Origin of the sequence: Methylobacterium sp. SD274 (genome assembly GCF_017355285.1) — a bacterium.
Classification (GTDB): domain Bacteria; phylum Pseudomonadota; class Alphaproteobacteria; order Rhizobiales; family Beijerinckiaceae; genus Methylobacterium.
In genome coordinates, this window is the sequence record NZ_JADIJP010000035.1 from 1 (window position 1) to 16,807 (window position 16,807).

Annotated in this window: 14 protein-coding genes; 7 read left to right on the forward strand and 7 right to left on the reverse strand. The window is 65.3% G+C overall.

Annotated features, from left to right (window positions below):
- On the forward strand, positions 1-349 hold a 349-nt coding region (locus IPV08_RS21500; RefSeq protein WP_348646171.1), incomplete at its 5' end, for a hypothetical protein.
- A 349-nt stretch (positions 350-698) separates the two neighbouring features.
- Here IPV08_RS21500 and uvrC read toward each other — a convergent pair.
- Positions 699-2,753 (reverse strand): excinuclease ABC subunit UvrC, encoded by a 2,055-nt coding sequence (gene uvrC / locus IPV08_RS21510; protein ID WP_207413571.1) that lies wholly within the window; start codon positions 2,751-2,753, stop codon positions 699-701.
- Between the two features lie 81 nt (positions 2,754-2,834).
- A complete protein-coding gene (locus tag IPV08_RS21515) occupies positions 2,835-3,566 on the reverse strand; it encodes a chemotaxis protein (RefSeq protein ID WP_207413573.1) in 732 nt (243 codons plus the stop codon).
- Positions 3,567-3,899: 333 nt separating this feature from the next.
- On the opposite strand from IPV08_RS21515, the gene IPV08_RS21520 reads away from it, so the two are divergent.
- The gene (locus IPV08_RS21520) at positions 3,900-4,685 is read left to right on the forward strand and encodes a L,D-transpeptidase (protein ID WP_207413611.1); all 786 of its coding nucleotides are present in this window, start codon (positions 3,900-3,902) and stop codon (positions 4,683-4,685) included.
- A gap of 100 nt (positions 4,686-4,785) precedes the next feature.
- Here IPV08_RS21520 and IPV08_RS21525 read toward each other — a convergent pair whose 3' ends face one another.
- From IPV08_RS21525 to pgeF, 3 genes are all read right to left on the reverse strand, one after another.
- On the reverse strand, positions 4,786-5,511 hold the full coding sequence (locus IPV08_RS21525) for a DUF2076 domain-containing protein (RefSeq protein ID WP_056429810.1): 726 nt from the start codon (positions 5,509-5,511) through the stop codon (positions 4,786-4,788).
- Between the two features lie 269 nt (positions 5,512-5,780).
- Positions 5,781-6,602 (reverse strand): porin family protein, encoded by an 822-nt coding sequence (locus tag IPV08_RS21530; protein ID WP_056429813.1) that lies wholly within the window; start codon positions 6,600-6,602, stop codon positions 5,781-5,783.
- A gap of 269 nt (positions 6,603-6,871) precedes the next feature.
- A complete protein-coding gene (pgeF, locus tag IPV08_RS21535; RefSeq protein WP_207413575.1) occupies positions 6,872-7,642 on the reverse strand; it encodes a peptidoglycan editing factor PgeF in 771 nt (256 codons plus the stop codon).
- Between the two features lie 295 nt (positions 7,643-7,937).
- Here pgeF and IPV08_RS21540 point away from each other — a divergent pair, with 295 nt between their 5' ends.
- From IPV08_RS21540 to IPV08_RS21560, 5 genes are all read left to right on the forward strand, one after another.
- Positions 7,938-8,537: a hypothetical protein gene (locus IPV08_RS21540; protein WP_244478089.1), complete on the forward strand. Its 600-nt coding sequence runs from the start codon at positions 7,938-7,940 to the stop codon at positions 8,535-8,537.
- Between the two features lie 500 nt (positions 8,538-9,037).
- Positions 9,038-10,147 (forward strand): aromatic ring-hydroxylating dioxygenase subunit alpha, encoded by a 1,110-nt coding sequence (locus IPV08_RS21545; RefSeq protein ID WP_207413577.1) that lies wholly within the window; start codon positions 9,038-9,040, stop codon positions 10,145-10,147.
- 97 nt (positions 10,148-10,244) lie between these two features.
- On the forward strand, positions 10,245-10,415 hold the full coding sequence (locus IPV08_RS21550) for a hypothetical protein (RefSeq protein WP_207413579.1): 171 nt from the start codon (positions 10,245-10,247) through the stop codon (positions 10,413-10,415).
- Positions 10,416-10,459: 44 nt separating this feature from the next.
- Entirely contained in the window at positions 10,460-11,527 is a 1,068-nt protein-coding gene (locus IPV08_RS21555; RefSeq protein ID WP_207413581.1) for an MBL fold metallo-hydrolase, read from the forward strand.
- 441 nt (positions 11,528-11,968) lie between these two features.
- A complete protein-coding gene (locus tag IPV08_RS21560) occupies positions 11,969-13,447 on the forward strand; it encodes a methyl-accepting chemotaxis protein (RefSeq protein WP_246748121.1) in 1,479 nt (492 codons plus the stop codon).
- A 19-nt stretch (positions 13,448-13,466) separates the two neighbouring features.
- Here IPV08_RS21560 and hslU read toward each other — a convergent pair whose 3' ends face one another.
- Both hslU and IPV08_RS21570 read right to left on the reverse strand, forming a co-directional pair.
- Positions 13,467-14,780 (reverse strand): ATP-dependent protease ATPase subunit HslU, encoded by a 1,314-nt coding sequence (gene hslU / locus IPV08_RS21565; protein ID WP_207413585.1) that lies wholly within the window; start codon positions 14,778-14,780, stop codon positions 13,467-13,469.
- Between the two features lie 301 nt (positions 14,781-15,081).
- Entirely contained in the window at positions 15,082-16,752 is a 1,671-nt protein-coding gene (locus IPV08_RS21570) for a HAMP domain-containing methyl-accepting chemotaxis protein (RefSeq protein WP_207413587.1), read from the reverse strand.
- Positions 16,753-16,807 lie beyond the last annotated feature (55 nt).

Below are 16,807 nucleotides of genomic sequence, written 5' to 3' on the forward strand. Positions count from 1 at the left end.
GCAACCGAATGTGCCGAGCCGGATTTTGTGCTACCAATGCGCTGAGGGAATAGAGTGCTCACGCATGTCGTCCGCAGACACGATCAGCATCACCATGACGCCCGATCTCCAACAGGCGGTACGTGAAAGCATCGAGGCAGGTGAGTATTCATCGACCAACGAGGTCATGCATGATGCGCTGCGACTGTGGCAGCGGCAACGGCTCGAAGAAGCGGAGCGCTTGACCGAGATACGGGCTCGTGTTCGCCGCTCACTTGGTGACGCCCGGCAGGATCTGACGGCGATGGAAGCGGACGTTCACCTCGCACGCCTGTTCGCCGGCGAGGGCGCCAAGACCTCGGGTGCGTAGACTCCAGGTCTTCTTCCGGCCGGATGCGTTGGTCGACCTTGGCGACATTTTTCGCTTCGTTCGCGAAGCGAGTGGAAGCGTCTCGGTCGCCGCGTCGTTCGTACGACGCTTCAAGTCCCGACGTGATCGAATCTGAGATGCGCCTCGTGCCGGTCGACCACGCGACGACGACGTATCCGGCCTTCGCACGGTACCATTCGAGCGTTCCGCCGTGATCGCTTATCTGGTCGAGGACGACAGGGTCCGGATCACCAACATCTTCTATGGCGGGAAGGATTACGAGGCTCTGTATAGCCGGTCAGACGACGACCCCGGTACCGAACCCACCTGACGCAGGCGTTTTTGAGCCTCAGCCTCCGGCATGGAAGAAATCATACACCGCACGTGCCGTGGCCGCGTTGACGCCGGGCGTGGTCGCCAGATCCTCCAGGGAGGCGCGCTGGATCGCCTTCACCGTCCCGAAATGGTGGAGGAGGGCGCGCTTGCGGGTCGGACCGATGCCGGCGATCTCGTCGAGGGGGTTCTTGATCATCTCGCGCTTGCGCTTGGCCCTATGCGTGCCGATGGCGAAGCGATGGGCCTCGTCCCGCAGGCGCTGGACGAAGTAAAGGGTCGGATCGCGCGGCGGCAGCTTGAACGGGGCCTTTCCGGGCACGAAGAAGGTCTCGCGTCCCGCATCGCGATCGCGACCCTTGGCGATGCCCACGAGGGCGACATCGGTGACTCCGAGTTCCTCCAGCGCCGTGCGGGCGGCTTCGAGCTGGCCCTTGCCGCCGTCGATGAGGACGAGATCCGGCCAGGCCGGCATGGTCTCGCCGTCCGCTTCGGGAACCGGCTCGGCCGCACCGCCTTCGCTGGCTGAGATCGCCGCCTCGTTGGCGGTACGCGGGTTTTCCTTCACGAGACGCTTGAAGCGGCGCTGGAGCACCTCCTTCATCATCCCGAAATCGTCGCCCGGCGTCAGTTCCTCCGACTTGATGTTGAAGGTGCGGTAATGCGTCTTCGCAAAACCCGACGGGCCGGCGACGATCATGCCCCCGACCGCGTTCGTGCCCATGATGTGTGAGTTGTCGTAAACCTCGATGCGGCGGGGTGGGGCGGGCAATCCGAACGATTGCCCGAGCGCCACGAGCAACTTGCCCTGCGAGGCGGTGTCCGCGAGCCTGCGGGCCAGGGCCTCCTTGGCGTTGCGCTGGGCATATTCCACCAGGGCCTTGCGCTCGCCGCGCTGAGGCTGATGGACTTCCACCCTGTTCTCGGCGCGGCTCGACAGTGCGGCTGCCATCAGCTCCGCATCCTCGATCGCATGGGAGACGAGGACGATCCGGGGGGCCGGCTTGTCGTCGTAGAACTGGCTGATGAAGGAGGCGAGCACCTCGTCCGGCGTCATGCTGCGATCGGCCTTCGGGAAATAGGCGCGGTTGCCCCAGTTCTGGAAGTTCCGGAAGAAGAACACCTCGATGCAGAACTGGCCGGCCTGTTCGTCGAGGGCGAACACATCCGCCTCCTCGATGCCCTGGGTGTTGACGCCCTGGGTCCCCTGGATCGCCGAGAGCGCGCTGATCCTGTCCCGGAAGCGGGCGGCACGCTCGAATTCGAGCTTCTCGGAGGCGTCCTGCATCTCCTCGCGCATACGGTCCTTCACCGCGTTGGACTTGCCCGCGAGGAAGCTCTTCGCATTCTCGGCGAGCGCCTGATATTCCGGCAGCCCGATCTCCCCGGTGCAGGGTCCCGAGCAGCGCTTGATCTGGTAGAGCAGGCAGGGCCGCGTGCGATTCTCGTAATAGCTGTCGGTGCAGGTTCGCAGCAGGAAGGCGCGCTGGAGCGCGTTGACCGTACGGTTCACCGCCCAGACGGTGGCGAACGGGCCGTAATAGCTGCCCTTGCGCCGCCGTGCGCCGCGATGCTTGACGATCTGCGGCGCCTCGGAATCGGCCGTGACCAGGATGTAGGGAAACGATTTGTCGTCCCGCATCAGCACGTTGAAGCGGGGCTTCAACTGCTTGATGAGGTTGGCCTCGAGCAGCAGCGCCTCGGTCTCGGTGGCCGTGGTGACGAATTCCATCGCCGCCGTCTGCGAGATCATCCGGGCGATGCGATTGGAATGGGCCTGACCCCTCGCATAGGAGCCGACTCGGGCCTTCAGGTTCTTTGCCTTGCCGACGTAGAGGACATCACCCTTCTCGTCGAACATGCGGTAGACGCCCGGTCCCCACGGCAGCGTCGTCCAGAACCGGCGGATGATCTCCGTGCCGGCTTTGACAGCGCCTTCCTCGAAATCGAAATCGATTTCCGGTCCGTCGTCGATACGTTCCGGGGTCTCGTCCGCGTCCTCACGCTCGTCGAACGAATCCGGCGGCAGGTCTCGTTGGGAAGACAGGTCTTTCGCGGGCTGGCGGCTCATGCCCGAGACTTAAGCGCCGGGGATTCGAGAGGGAAGGGGCTCCCGGTCTCGCCGACCCGGGAAGGTCGGCGCATGCGCGTCTTAATCGAACAGCGCGTCGATATCGCCCTGGTCCACATGGCCCGGATCGCTGTCGAGCTTGGGTCCGTTGAGGAGGGAGCTCTCGTCGTCGATGCTGGGGCCCTGGGGCACGACGCCGAGGATCTCGCTGAACGAGTTGAGGCCGCCCCAGGCCTCGATCATGCGGTCGAGATGTTCCTCGATGAACTTGAGCACACCCACGATCTTGTTGATGCGCTGGCCGGTCAGGTCCTGGAAGTTGCAGGCCTCGTAGGCGACGATCACCCGCTCGAGGATCATGTCGATGTTTTCGCCGCCGGCGGCCTGCCGCATGGCCCGCAGCGCACCGGCATTCGTCTCGATCTCTTCCAGGGCACCGAGGATCGTGCTCGTCGCCAGCTCGGTGGATTCCACCACCGCGTCGAGTTCTCCCGCGACACGCTTCATTCCCTTCCCGGTATTCTCCGAGTGGTAGAGCGTCGCGATCTCCTTCTTCGTCCGGGTGATCGCATCTTTCATCACGTCGAGTTCGGAGCGCATCGCGAAGGCCTCGTTGAGCTCCTTCCGGCAGGCTTCGATGGTCTCGACCGTGCTCGTCTGCGTGACACGGCGAAGCTCCTGGATCGCCGAGAGGATCTCATCGAGCTTCACGTCGTCGGAGCCGGAACGCTCCTTGGCGTGCGCGACCTCCACGACGGGTCGCACGCTTGCCAAACCGAGGCTGTCTTCGATGCGGTAGCGCTTCATGTTCATCGGGGATGATCAGCCGGCAGGAGTAACTGGGTCAGCGACAGGGCAGCATGGACCGGGCGCCGTCATCCTGGTGAACGACGCGAATCCCGATCCGAGAAGCCTTCGAGCCACCATGCGACAAAGTCGTTGCCATTTCTTCAACACAGAGAACGGCCGATGCACTTTTACAAACAATTCATGCTGTTCTTTGAAGCTAGCAGTAGAGCAGCGGTGACCTGAACGATTCACCACGTTTTTTCACCCGATTCTCGTCCCATCCGGCCAGCTTGAGCGCGAGGTTCGTGTTGGTCCGGAGTATCGCGCGTGTTGAAGCGTCTCGAATTGTGCCTCGCTATGGCCTGCCTGTCCGCCACGGTGGCGGGAGGGGCCGCACAAGCCCAGGTTCCCTCCGGCCAATACGGCGGGGGCTTCATCGAATTCCTGGTGACGGGTCATGGAACGCCGCCGCGCGCCCGGCGTCCCGGCCTCGCGGATGACGGCGTGCTTCCACGACATCCGGCGGCCCAGGGTTACGGTGGCGAGCCGATGCCGCGCGTGCTCCATTCGGGCGATCGCATTCCCGATCCCGATCTCTACCAGACCCCCGTTCGCACGCGGCTCGCTGCCTTGCCGTCACAAGCTCTGCCGGCTCAAGCCGATCCAGAAAGACAAATCGCGGGAATCGAGCGCGCGCCCGACGCGCGCTTTGCCCGCCAGGTCGTCTCGTTCGATGGCCGGCAGAAGCCCGGCTCCATCGTCATCGATACCCAGACGAAGTTTCTCTATCTCGTCCAGCCAGGCGGTCAGGCCATCCGATACGGTATCGGTGTCGGTCGGCCGGGTTTTGCCTGGTCGGGAATGAAGACGATCAGCCAGAAGCGCGAATGGCCGGATTGGACGCCCCCGGCGGAGATGCTCCAGCGTCGCCCCGACCTGCCGCGCCACATGGCCGGCGGCCCGGCCAACCCTCTGGGTGCGCGGGCGCTCTATCTCGGCTCGTCCCTCTATCGCATCCACGGCACCAACGAGCCGCACACGATCGGGCAATCCGTCTCGTCGGGCTGCATCCGGATGATGAACGAGGATGTCATCGACCTGTATGAACGGACCCCCGTGGGAACACGGGTCGAAGTCCTCTAACGGCCTCCGGGCCGCTCATGAGAAAGGCCCGGCGCGTCTCCACGCACCGGGCCTTTCTTGTCATGGGGCCATCACGCGCAGTGATGGCTGTGACTGTCGCTCACACCCAGTCGTCGTCACCGCCGCCACCCAGGTCGCCGCCGAAATCCCCGCCCGGATCGCTGTCGAACGACGCGTCTTGGAAGTCGTTGCCGCCGCCGAGGGCCGAGCCGAGATCTTCGTTACCGGCTGCCGCGCCCGCAGAGGGAAGTCCCGCCGCCGCCGCGCTGCCGAGAGCCGAATGACCGCCCGCGAAGGCGTTGGACAAGGCGCTGCCGAGCAGCATGCCGCCGGCCGCACCGGCCGCCATCGGAAGGGCCGTCGCCATGAAGCCGCCGCCGCGAGCAGGTGCCGCCTGCTGGCCGGCCCATGGGCCACCCTGCTGCGGTCCACCATAACCCGGCTGCTGGCCGTAACCGGGCTGCTGCCCATAGCCCGGCTGCTGACCATATCCCTGCTGAGGTCCGCCCTGACCGCCCCACGGTTGACCGGACGGGCGCTGGGGCTCCGGCTGGCGAGACCCGCCGCCGAAGATGCTCGACAGGAAGCCGCCGCCGCCGCCCTGCGGCTGCTGTGCCGCCTGACGCGCCTGCTCGAGCTGCTCGTTCAAGCTCTTGATCGCCTCTTCCTGCACATAGATCAGCTGCGCCATCGCATAGGGCGCGTAGGGCTGAGCGCGGAGCTTGTCCGCGATGAAGCGCTCGGCATCGGCGTCGCGGGGCTGGCTCGCGGCCTGCTCCAGACGCTGGAAAATGCCGCCGATGACCTCGCGTTCTTCGCTATTCATGGGGTCGTCCTCCTGAGAGAAGCCTGCGGGCCATGCCGCCCCGGCGCCTCCGAGATGGGGTGGCGCCACTGGCTTTGTCAGGGGGTCAACGCGAACTTCGCCGTTGCGGATGCACGGGAGCTCCGGTTCGGAGCATGAAATTTCGGAAAGGTGACGGTGCCGGAGTTACGCGTCTTCGTCACGCAACAAAAAGAGCCCGGCCTTTCGGCCGGGCTCCTTCTGAGAGACCTCGTGCTCCGCCATGAGGCGGAGCGTCGGTTCTGTAAGGCCTAGTACGAGCCGAACTTGTAGTTCAGGCCGGCGCGGACCACGGCGAACTCGGCTTCGCGAGCCGAAGGGCTGAGCGAAAGCACGTTCGTGGTGGGGTTGTAGACGGAGCGGTTGCCGCGGCCGTCCTGCTCGAGGTTCACGTACAGGCCTTCGACCTTCAGCGTCACAGCGGACGACTTGAAGAAGTTGAAGAAGGAGTCCGTGGGGAGAGCGTACTCGATACCACCACCAGCGGTGTAGCCGGTGCGGAAATCGTCGGAGCCGGTGCCGCCGTCGCCGTAAGCGAAGCCGCCGGTGCCGTACACGAGGGTGCGGTCGAAGGCGTAACCGATGCGGCCGCGGACGGTGCCGAAGAAGTTCATCTCGTTGCCGGGGAGGCGAACGGCGGTGGTGCCGTTGAGGCCGCCGACGACCGGGCTGAACGTGCCGTTCACGGTGCGGGTCTTGTTGCCGAAATCGGTGTACTGGGCGTCAGCTTCGATACCGACGACCACACCCGAACCCGGGGTGAACTGGTAGTTGTAGCCGACCTGACCACCGCCGACGAAGCCTTCGAGGTCGTTGCTGCTGTTCGCGTTGAACACCCGGTTGACCGGGCCGCCGTTCAGCACGGAGCCGGCCGGCAGGTTGTAACGGTCGCTGTTGCTGCCAGCGTCGAAGCCGTAACCGGCGTTGATACCGAAGTAGGCGCCCGTCCAGGTGAAGACCGGCACGGGAACGAAGACCGGCGGAGCGGCGCGGCGCGGCAGATCGGCAGCGAAAGCGGAGCCGGCGATGACGATGCCGGCAAGGGCGGTGGTGCCGCGAAGGAAGGATTTCATGGACTGGTCCTCTACTCGTTAGCGCGGCCGCTTTTTTCGGAGCGGTCCTGCGCAGTTCCCCGTCTATATCTCAGCATCCCTCAAGAAGCTGTTGCATCGCAACCACGCCGCGTGTGTTGAACACGGCCCCTTTGTGGCGGCGACCACCTCGCTGGAGGTCGTGCACTCCGAAAACTCAGATGAACGGCCAAGGTTCAACTACGGCCACGCTTTTTTCGCCTAGAGATCATGACAAGATGTCGCACCGAGGGAACGTATGACGGTGGCCGCTATGCAGCGAGGCTGATCGCGGAGATCAGACGGCCGTAATCCGCCTCGCCCCGATGGGTCGTACGGCGATAGCTATAGAAGCGCTCCGCGTCCGCGTAGGTGCAGAGGCCCAGGACCGATGCCTTCTCGATACCGGCCTCACCCAGGCGACGGGCGATGAAGCCCGGCAGATCGAACTGGGCATGCCCCTCGCGCGCGCCTTCCGAGAAGTGGACATCGGAACCCGGAACCTCCGCGGAAAAGCGGCTGCGGAAATCGTCCCCGACTTCATAGGCGGATTGAGAGATCGTCGGGCCGAGCACGGCGACGATGTCGCTCCGCTCCGATCCGAGGCGCACCATGGCGTCGACGGTGGCGGCGATCACGCCGGTCAACGCCCCCTTCCATCCCGCATGGGCGGCGCCGACGACACGACCGACCGGATCGGCGAAGAGGATCGGGCCGCAATCGGCCGTCGCGATGCCGAGGGCCAAGTTCGGCACCCGCGTCACCATGGCGTCGGCGCGGGGACGTTCGGCGAGGGCCATCGGGCCTTCGATCACGGCGACCTCGGCCGAATGGACCTGATACAGGCTGACGAGGTGGCTCGCCGGCACCCCGAGATGCTCGGCCATGCGACGGCGGTTCTCGACGACGAGGGACGGCTCGTCCTGGGAGCCGAGGCCGCCATTGAGGCTGGCATAGAATCCGTCCGAGACGCCGCCAAGACGGGTGAAGAAGGCGTGCCTGATCCCGGGTTGGCCCGCGAGGCTGGGGGCTTCGATATGCATGCGCCGTGTCCGTCCTTCGGAGAATGTCGGCCACCCTATAGCACCGGCTCCCGCCGGAGAGGGGAGTGGCTTGATGTTACTGGCGGATTGCGCCCGTTCAGGGCCAGTCGTCGGGGGCCCGATGACGCAGGTTCCATCCCGGGCGATCCACGCCGTGCAAAGACGACCCGAGGACGTCCGCCTCAATGTGAAAGCCTCGGATTTTTCGCGTTTCGGGACAGCTAATTTTCCTTAACTTTTACGGTTCGTTAAGCATGGTTTGATCCAATGCTCCTCACACATGAGGACGCGAGCGATGTCGGAACCAGCCCGTCACAACCAGGCACAGGAAGTAAATGGGCGTCCGGCACCCGGACCCCTGCGGGATTGGTTGGCGGCCATGAAGGCCGCCACCACCGCACAGGAACAGGCGGCGGTCGCGTCGCAGCATGCCGAGCCGCACAGGCCGGCGGCTGACAAGGTCGCGCTGTTCGAGAGGCCGGCCGCGGTCGAGAAGCCCGAGCCGCAGGCTCAGTCCTGGTCGCCCCGGGTCGTCCCGCCGCCCGCTCAAGCCGAACCGGCAGAGGACGACCTCTCGGAACTCATGGCCGAGAATCTCATGCTCAAGGCCAAGCTCCAGGTCGAGGGCGACCGGTACGACCAGCTCCAAGGGGTTCTCGCCCAGGAACTACGCCGCCTGCGCTCCCATGTGGAGAAGGAGATGGCCGAACTTCATGAGTTGCGCGCCGAGCGCGACCGTCTCAGCGAATTGCAGGCCCTTTTGATCGAGGAACTCGACGAAGCGCGCATGCGCTCCGAGAGAGAGGCCGCTGAACTCGCCGAGGCCTGCTCCGACCGCGATCTCTGGATGGCCCGTGCGGAGGCGCTGGCGCAGCCTCTCTTCCAGAAGCGCTGAACGCTCCAACCGCCAACACCCAAACGACGAAGGGCCGCCCCATGAGGGCGGCCCTTCCATTGCCGAACCACTTATCCGTTCGGCCGAACCCGATGAGGGGTCCTCTAACGCGCTAGGCGTGCGCGCCGGAGGCGACGTTCCAGGTCCGGTTAGCCGAGGTAAGCGGCTGATTTAGGCAATGAGACACTGGATCACCTCCTTTCGTTCGTTGCGACAACCCCAAGCTAATCACGGATCCGCGGCTTGAAAAGCCCCGATGCGGTGGGCGCGGCGCCTCGCCGCTGGGGGGCACCGAAGACGCGCGAAAAAGGGCGCTGCGCGGAGCCGAGCATGCGGGTGTCCGAACGCGGCCGGTCCTTCCCGCTCATGGTCACCGCCGCTTATGGTCACCGCCGCCACCGAAGCGTAAGACGGGGCGCTCTTCGCCACGCATCGGCCGATATCCGAACGGATCGGGCGTCGCCGGAGGCGAGACCGATACAGGACAATCGCAGCCCGTCATGCTCTCATCCCTGCCGACCCAGGCAAAGGCCGATACGGCGACGCATTCGGCGATCGACGACGCGGCACTCGACCCGGACGCCATGCGCCAGCCGCTGCCCGACGCCTTCTACTGCGTCGGCCGCTCCGACACGCTGAAAGCCGGCACCTTGCGGGCGGTCGAACTCAACGGCGAGCAGATCGTGCTCGGCCGCGACAAGGCCGGAGCCGCCTTCGCCATGCGCGACCGCTGCCCGCACCGGGGCATGGCCCTGTCGAAGGGACGTTTCGACGGCGATGCGGTGACCTGCCCGTTCCATGGCTGGCGCTTCGGCACGGACGGACGCTGCCGCGACGTACCGACCCTCTCCTCCGCCGATGCGGCGGATTTCACGCGGATCACGGTCCAGCGTTTCCCCATTCGCGAGAGCGCCGGCTTCGTCTGGGTGAATCCCTTCCTGGGTGCGCCGGGCGGTGACCTGCCGCCCCTACCGGAGCTCGGCTTCGAGGCGGCGGGCTCCCTCGTGGTCGAACTCGTGGTCGAGGCCTCGTTCGACCTCACCACATTGAGCCTCGTCGACCCCGGCCACGTGGCCTTCGTCCACGATTCCTGGTGGTTCCGGCCGTCGAAGGAATTACGGGAGAAGGTGAAGACGTTCACGCCGACGCCGCACGGCTTCACCATGTCGAGCCATTCCACGACGACGAGTTCGCCGGTCTACAAGTTGCTGGGCGGTGTACCGGAAGTCGAAATCGAGTTTCGCCTGCCGGGCGTGCGGCTGGAGCGGATCGAGGCCGGAGCCAAGCGGGTGGCCAATTACACCTTCGCGACGCCGCTCACGCACAATCGGACCCTGCTGACGAACGCCCTCTATTGGAACATGCCGCTCCTCAACCTGCTGAAGCCGCTTGCGCGGCCGCTCATGCGGCAGTTCCTGACACAGGACCAGCAGGTGCTCCAGCACGCCCAGGCCGGCCTCGACCGGAAGCCGACCATGGTGCTGTTCGGCCAGAGCGATCTCCCGTCGCAATGGTACTTCCGTCTCAAGCGGGAAGCCCTTCAGGCGGCGCGCGAGACACGGCCCTTCCGCAACCCGCTGGTTCAGCAGGAATTGCGCTGGCGGTCCTGAAACTTTTCCGTCAGCCGCCCCGTAGCTGCTCCTTTCAGGCCGATGCCTTCTGGAAGGGACGGAACCGTTGCCGCATTACGTCGTTCGCCGCAGCCGCATGGGACGATTCAATTTCACGCTCATCGGCGCGCATGGGCGGATCACCGGCGTGGTCGCCATTCCCACCGAGAACAAGACCCGCGAAGAGATCGAGGTCGAGGCTCATCGCAAGATCCGCGCACTTGCCGGTGAACTGGTCGCCGTGATGCCGAAGGAGTGCGAAGCCTGACGCACGCGTCTTGATTGCCCGGCGGCCACCGCCATCTCGGAACGATGAAACGGCAAAGCCTTCTCGCGACCCTGTCCGCGGTCACCGTCATGACGCTAGGCGGCGTCGGCTACGCGGCGCACCGGCGCAGCAAGGGCCGAAACCCTTATTACAACGGCCCCGTCACCGATAATTTCGACGGGCTTCAATTCCACGGCGTCGATCAGCCGCCCGACAAGGTGCTGGGCGACATCCTGCGCTGGAAGCGGGAGCGGGCCGGGATCGCCTGGCCGACGTCGTTTCCGAGCCCCTTCAGCGATACGCCGCCCGAGCGCGTCGACGGGTTGCGCGTCTCGTTCATCGGTCATGCGAGCTACCTGTTCCAGGTCGCGCGCCGCAACATCCTCGTCGATCCGGTTTTCGCCCCCCGCGCCAGCCCGTTTTCCCTGGCGGGTCCGAAGCGGGTCAATCCTCCGGGCATCGCATTCGACGCTCTTCCGCCCATCGACGTCGTGCTCATCACCCACAACCATTACGACCATCTCGACGGGCCGACCGTGGCGCGGCTCTGGCAAAGCTATCAGCCCCTGATCGTCGCGCCGCTGGGCAATGACAGCATCCTTCGGTCCTACGACGATACGATGCATGTGGAGACGCGTGACTGGGGTCAGTCCATCGATCTCGGCGGCGACCTGACCGTGCATATGACACCGGCCAACCACTGGTCGGCGCGAGGGCTGAACGACAAGCGCATGGCGCTGTGGTGCTCCTACGTCCTGACCAGCCCGTCCGGTGTCGTCTATCATTCCGGCGATACCGGTCTCGCCGATGGCGCGATCTTCCGCGATGCCCGCGAGCGCTTCGGTCCTCCCCGCCTCGCGACCCTGCCGATCGGGGCTTACGAGCCACGGTGGTTCATGAAAGCCCAGCACATGAACCCGGCCGACGCCGTCGTCGCGGCCGGGTTGCTCGGAGCGGACCAGCTACTCGGGCACCATTGGGGCACGTTCCGCCTCACCGATGAGGGCATCCAACAGCCGGCGGAGGCGTTGGCGGCGGCATGCGCGGCAGGCGGAATTCCGCCGGAGCGGTTCGTTGCCCTGCGTCCGGGACAAGTCTGGGAACCCCGGTGAGACGGATAGCGGTTCGGCGCCCGGCAGTTCCATAGTGGCGACTATCAACAGCACAATTCATCTCCTTATCTGCCGCGGATCGAGTAGAAATCAGAAATATAATTGTAGATGAAAAATTAGACTGCTTTGTCAAATCAACGGGCACTATTAATAGGCCGATAAATATATCGTGCTTCACTACATGCCTCGACCATATTTCTGTGCTTGGATTGTGGCATGATGTTGTATCTTCGATCATTGACCGGGAAAGTCATCCTCCTCACGGCGGCAATGATTATTCTGGTATCCGTGACTCTTCTCATGGCAACGAACTGGGAGATCGATCACCAGCTCAAGGAGAAGCAGGCTGCCGATGGGAACCGTCATCTGCGAACGCTGAGTTTGGTCTATCGAGATGCGGTCCACGGAGCAGAGATCGGATTCGACGGGGATCGGGTAACCTTGGCCAGATCGCCGGACCTCGGCGCATTAAGCGATCAATCCATCGTCGACCGCACCGTCGCCTATGTCGGGGGAACCGCTACGGTCTTCGCCTACGATTCGGCGGGCGACCGTTTCGTGCGGCGCGTCACGACGGTGAAGAAGGAGAATGGCGAGCGGGCAGTGGGCACCGACCTCGCCGTCGACCACCCCGCTCAGGCACTGATCCGCAGCGGAAAACCCTATTTCGGGCCCGCGACCCTGTTCGGCCGCCGGTACCTCACCGTTTATCAACCGACGCAAGATGCGAAGGGTCGGGTCAACGGCATCCTGTTCGTAGGCGTGTCCCTCGAAGCCTACGACGTGGTCCAGGCCCAGACCATCTCGACGGTGCGCTGGACGATTTTGTCCGTGGCGCTCCTGGCCTGTCTCGTCCTGGGCTTTGCCGCGTTCCGCATGTTTCGACCCATTCGCGTGGTCGCGGAGCGGACCTCCCGTCTCGTTTCAGGGGATCTCGAGGGTGCGATCCCCTATCGCGACGCACGAGACGAAGTCGGTGCCGTGGCCCGTGCCCTCGAGGCTTTGCGGCAAACCAGCCTGAAGGCCCGCGAACTGGAAGCCGAGCGGATGGCGAGTGCCAAGGACATTCAGGACCGCCGTGCGTTCATCGAGGCCGAGATCGCCCGTTTCCGGGCGCAAGTCGCAGAATCCGTCCGGTTGGTCGGCGCGCAGACGGGCGAGCTTCGGACCCGCGCCGCCGCCATGTCGGACGCGTCTTCGGATGCCACCCGTGCGGTGGAAGGCGCCTCGGCCGGCTCGCGCGAGGCTTCCGCCAACGTGCAGACCGTCGCAAGCGCCGCCGAAGAGCTCTCCGCTTCGATCGTGGAGATCGGCGCCCGCCTCGATGTCGCCAAGGCCGAGATCGACGCAGCCTTTAGCGAAGCGTCCGCCACCAACCAGCAGATGGGGCAGCTCGCCGATACCGCGCAACGCATCGGCACCGTCGTGGGTCTCATCCGGGCCATCGCGGAACAGACCAACCTCCTCGCCCTGAACGCCACGATCGAGGCCGCGCGGGCCGGCGAGTCCGGCCGTGGTTTCGCGGTCGTGGCGGCGGAGGTGAAAGCCCTGGCGAGCCAGACCGCGAAGGCGACGGACGAGATCGCCAGTCAGGTCGCATCCGTCCAGACTTCGACAGATCAGGCCGCCCATGCCATCGGCCGTGTGACGGATCGGATGGGTGCGATCAGCGCGATGACCACCGAGCTCGCGACAGCCGTCGCCGCACAAGGCGCGGCGACCGGCGAGATCTCACGCAATGCCGGGAACACCGCCGCCACCTCAGTGGAGATCGCACGCGATCTCGGCACCGTCACGGGTGCAGCCCGCAGCACAGCGACGATGGCCGAAAGTGTCCAGGGCAGCGCCGCCCAGGTGGAAAACGTCGCGGCCGAACTCGAAGCCGAGATCGGACGCTTCCTCACGGCCGTCGCGGCCTGAATCCTCGCCGGGACGAGGGCTACAGGATGAACCGGCTGAGATCGGCGTTCGCGGCGAGGCTTTCGACACGCTCGCGAACATAGGCGGCGTCGATCGCCACGGTCTCCCCCGACCGGTCGGTGGCAGTGAAGGAGATGTCGTCGATCACCCGCTCCAGCACGGTCTGGAGCCGGCGCGCGCCGATATTCTCCACCGAATTGTTCACCTCCACGGCGACCCGTGCGAGGGCGTCCACGGCATCGTCCGTGAAATCTAGGGTCACGCCTTCCGTGGCCATCAGCGCCACGGTCTGCTTCAGCAGGCTCGCCTCCGTGGTGGTGAGGATCTGCTTGAAATCCTCTACCGTGAGAGGCTGCAGCTCGACGCGGATCGGCAGGCGCCCCTGTAGCTCGGGCAGAAGATCGGACGGCTTGGAGACGTGGAAAGCGCCGCTGGCGATGAACAGCACGTGGTCGGTCTTCACCGGACCGTGCTTCGTCGCCACCGTGGTTCCCTCGATCAGCGGCAGCAAGTCGCGCTGTACGCCTTCCCGCGAGACATCCGCCGATGAGCGACCTTCCTTCGCGCAGATCTTGTCGATCTCGTCGAGGAACACGATGCCGTTGTTCTCGACTTCGCGGATCGCCTCCTGCGTCAGCGATTCCGAATCGACCAGCTTGTCGGATTCCTCGGCGAGCAGGGGCGCGTAGGCCTCGCGCACGGTCATGCGCCTCGGCTTGCCCTTCTGGCCGCCGAGCGCCTTGCCGAGCATGTCGCCGATATTGACTGCCCCCATGGAGGCTCCGGGCATTCCAGGAATCTCGAACATCGGCAGACCGGTTGGCGATCCGCCCGACAATTCGATCTCGACCTCCTTGTCGTCGAGCTCGCTGTTCCGCAGCTTCTTGCGGAAGCTCTCGCGGGTGGCCTGGCCCGATGTCGGTCCGACCAGGGCATCGAGGATGCGCGATTCCGCCGCCGCCTCGGCCTTCGCCTTGACCGAGCGACGCTTCTCCTCGCGCTTGAGGCCGATACCGACCTCCACGAGGTCGCGCACGATCTGTTCGACGTCGCGGCCGACATAGCCGACCTCGGTGAATTTCGTCGCCTCGATCTTGAGGAACGGCGCTCCGGCGAGCTTGGCCAGCCGACGGGCGATCTCGGTCTTGCCGCAGCCGGTGGGGCCGATCATCAGGATGTTCTTCGGCGCGACTTCCTCGCGCAATGGCCCCACGAGCTGCTGACGGCGCCAGCGGTTCCGCAAGGCAATAGCGACCGCACGCTTGGCGTCATGCTGGCCGACGATGAACCGGTCGAGTTCCGAGACGATTTCGCGGGGGGAGAAAGTTGTCATCACGCTCCGGTCGAATGCGGCAGTTGAGCTGCCCGAGATGAGGGGAGGGCGCCGAGCCGATCCGTCAGCGAATGATACCTGACGCGGCCTGCAGCGGGCGAGCACCGGGACAGGCCAGCGATGAGACGAGACGCCGACTTGTCGGAAGAGCCAGCCCATTCATGTAGGAACGCCGCCGGCCCGGCCAGATGCGGCGAGCCTGCGGCGGGATCGTTGCGGTGGGTCAGGAGAAGCACGCGGTCTTGCACGACCCCGATCTAAGCGTCGGCACCCGCCCTTTCCAGATGGTCGGGCAAGACGGTCAGGCTGCCCGGATGCCGCCGACGAAATCCTCGACCTCGTTGCCGAGGCTGTTGGATTGCTGCGTCAATTGCTCGGCGGCGGCCAGAACCTGGGACGCGCCGGCCCCTGTCTGAACGGCGGCCAGCTGCACGTCCGCGATCGTTTCGGTGACGGCCTGGGTTCCGCGCGCGGCATCGTTGACGCTCCGGGCGATCTCCTGCGTGGCCACCTGCTGCTGCTCCACCGCCGCCGCGACACCCATCGCGATCGTATGGACGGTGCCGATGGTGGAGCCGATCTCCTCAATGGCGCCCACCGTGTCGCGGGTCGCCTCCTGGATCGTGGCGATCTGAACCGTGATCTCGTCCGTCGCCTTCGCGGTCTGGGCGGCGAGCCCTTTCACCTCGGCTGCGACCACGGCGAAGCCGCGACCGGCCTCACCGGCGCGAGCGGCCTCGATGGTGGCGTTCAGGGCGAGCAGGTTGGTCTGGCTGGCGATGTTGGAGATCAAGGCGACCACGTCGCCGATGCGGGACGCGCTGTCGGCGAGGACGCGGACACGCTCCGAAGTTCGGCGCGCGCTTTCCACCGCGCCGGCGGCGGCGGCGGATGTCTGGGACACTTGCGCGCCGATCTCGTTGGCCGTCGCCGCGAGTTCCTCGGTCGCCGCCGCCACGGCCTGAACGTTCATGGCGGTCTCGTTGGCCGCGTTCATCACGGCGGTGGATTGCCGGTTGGTCTGGTCGGCGGTGGCGGCCATGGTGCGGGCGGTGAGTTCCATCTCGGCGGCCGAGCCAGCCAGGGTGCCGACCATCTGGCCGACACTACCCTGGAAGCGATCCGCCAGGGCGCCCATCTCGGCATGGCGACGTCGGCCCGCGATACCGGCGGCCTCGTTCTGTTGGATCCGCAGCTCCGCTGCCTCTTTCATCGTTGCCGAAAAGACCCGCATGCTGGTCCAGATCTCGCCGATCTCGTCGCGTCGGGCCTTCGTCTCGGGAAGGGTGAGATCACCCTCGGACAGGCGGCGGATCGCGGCGGAGACGCCGGCCAGGGGCCGGGCGATCGCCCGCGCTCCGACGAAGCCGCCGATGAGAAGGCTGCCCAGGGTTCCGCCGATCGCCAAGGCCAGGAGCAGGTTCAGGCGCTCGGCGTAGAGCGTGTCCGTCCAGCGGTCGATAGCCTCGACCTCGGCCGAACTATGCGCAACGAGCGTCTCGATACTGTCCTGGAAAGCCTGACGGTTGGCGCGGTTGGCCTCGTTGAAGCCCTGTTCGGCGGCGGCCTTCGGCGAAACCTGCGTGCCGAGACGTGCGGTTTCCGTACGCAGAGTGGTGAAGCTGGCGGCTTCGGCGGTGATCTTCTCGAAGAGCGCCCGCTCGCTCGCGGGCACTTTCGGAGCCCATGCGGTCAGGAGAGCGTTCATCGCCTCGAGGTTCTTCTTCAGCCGGGCCGCGTATTTCTCGGCATCCTGCATATCCTTGGCCGCGTAGATGCCGCGCGACTCGACCACGACGCTGGTGACGAGCCGGTTCATGTTCGCGGCATCGAGGGCCCGCTGGGAGGCGAGTTTCGCATCCGTGAGCGCAGTGTTGAAGGTCTGGAGCGACATGATGCTAATCGTGGCGACGACGAGCGTCACCATCGAGCAGAGACCGACGAAACCTAGAATTTTAGCTTTGATGCGCATCGCAGTCGGCCAGCTTTCCAAGAAAGACAGCCGATAGCGCTAGGGGAACATCCGC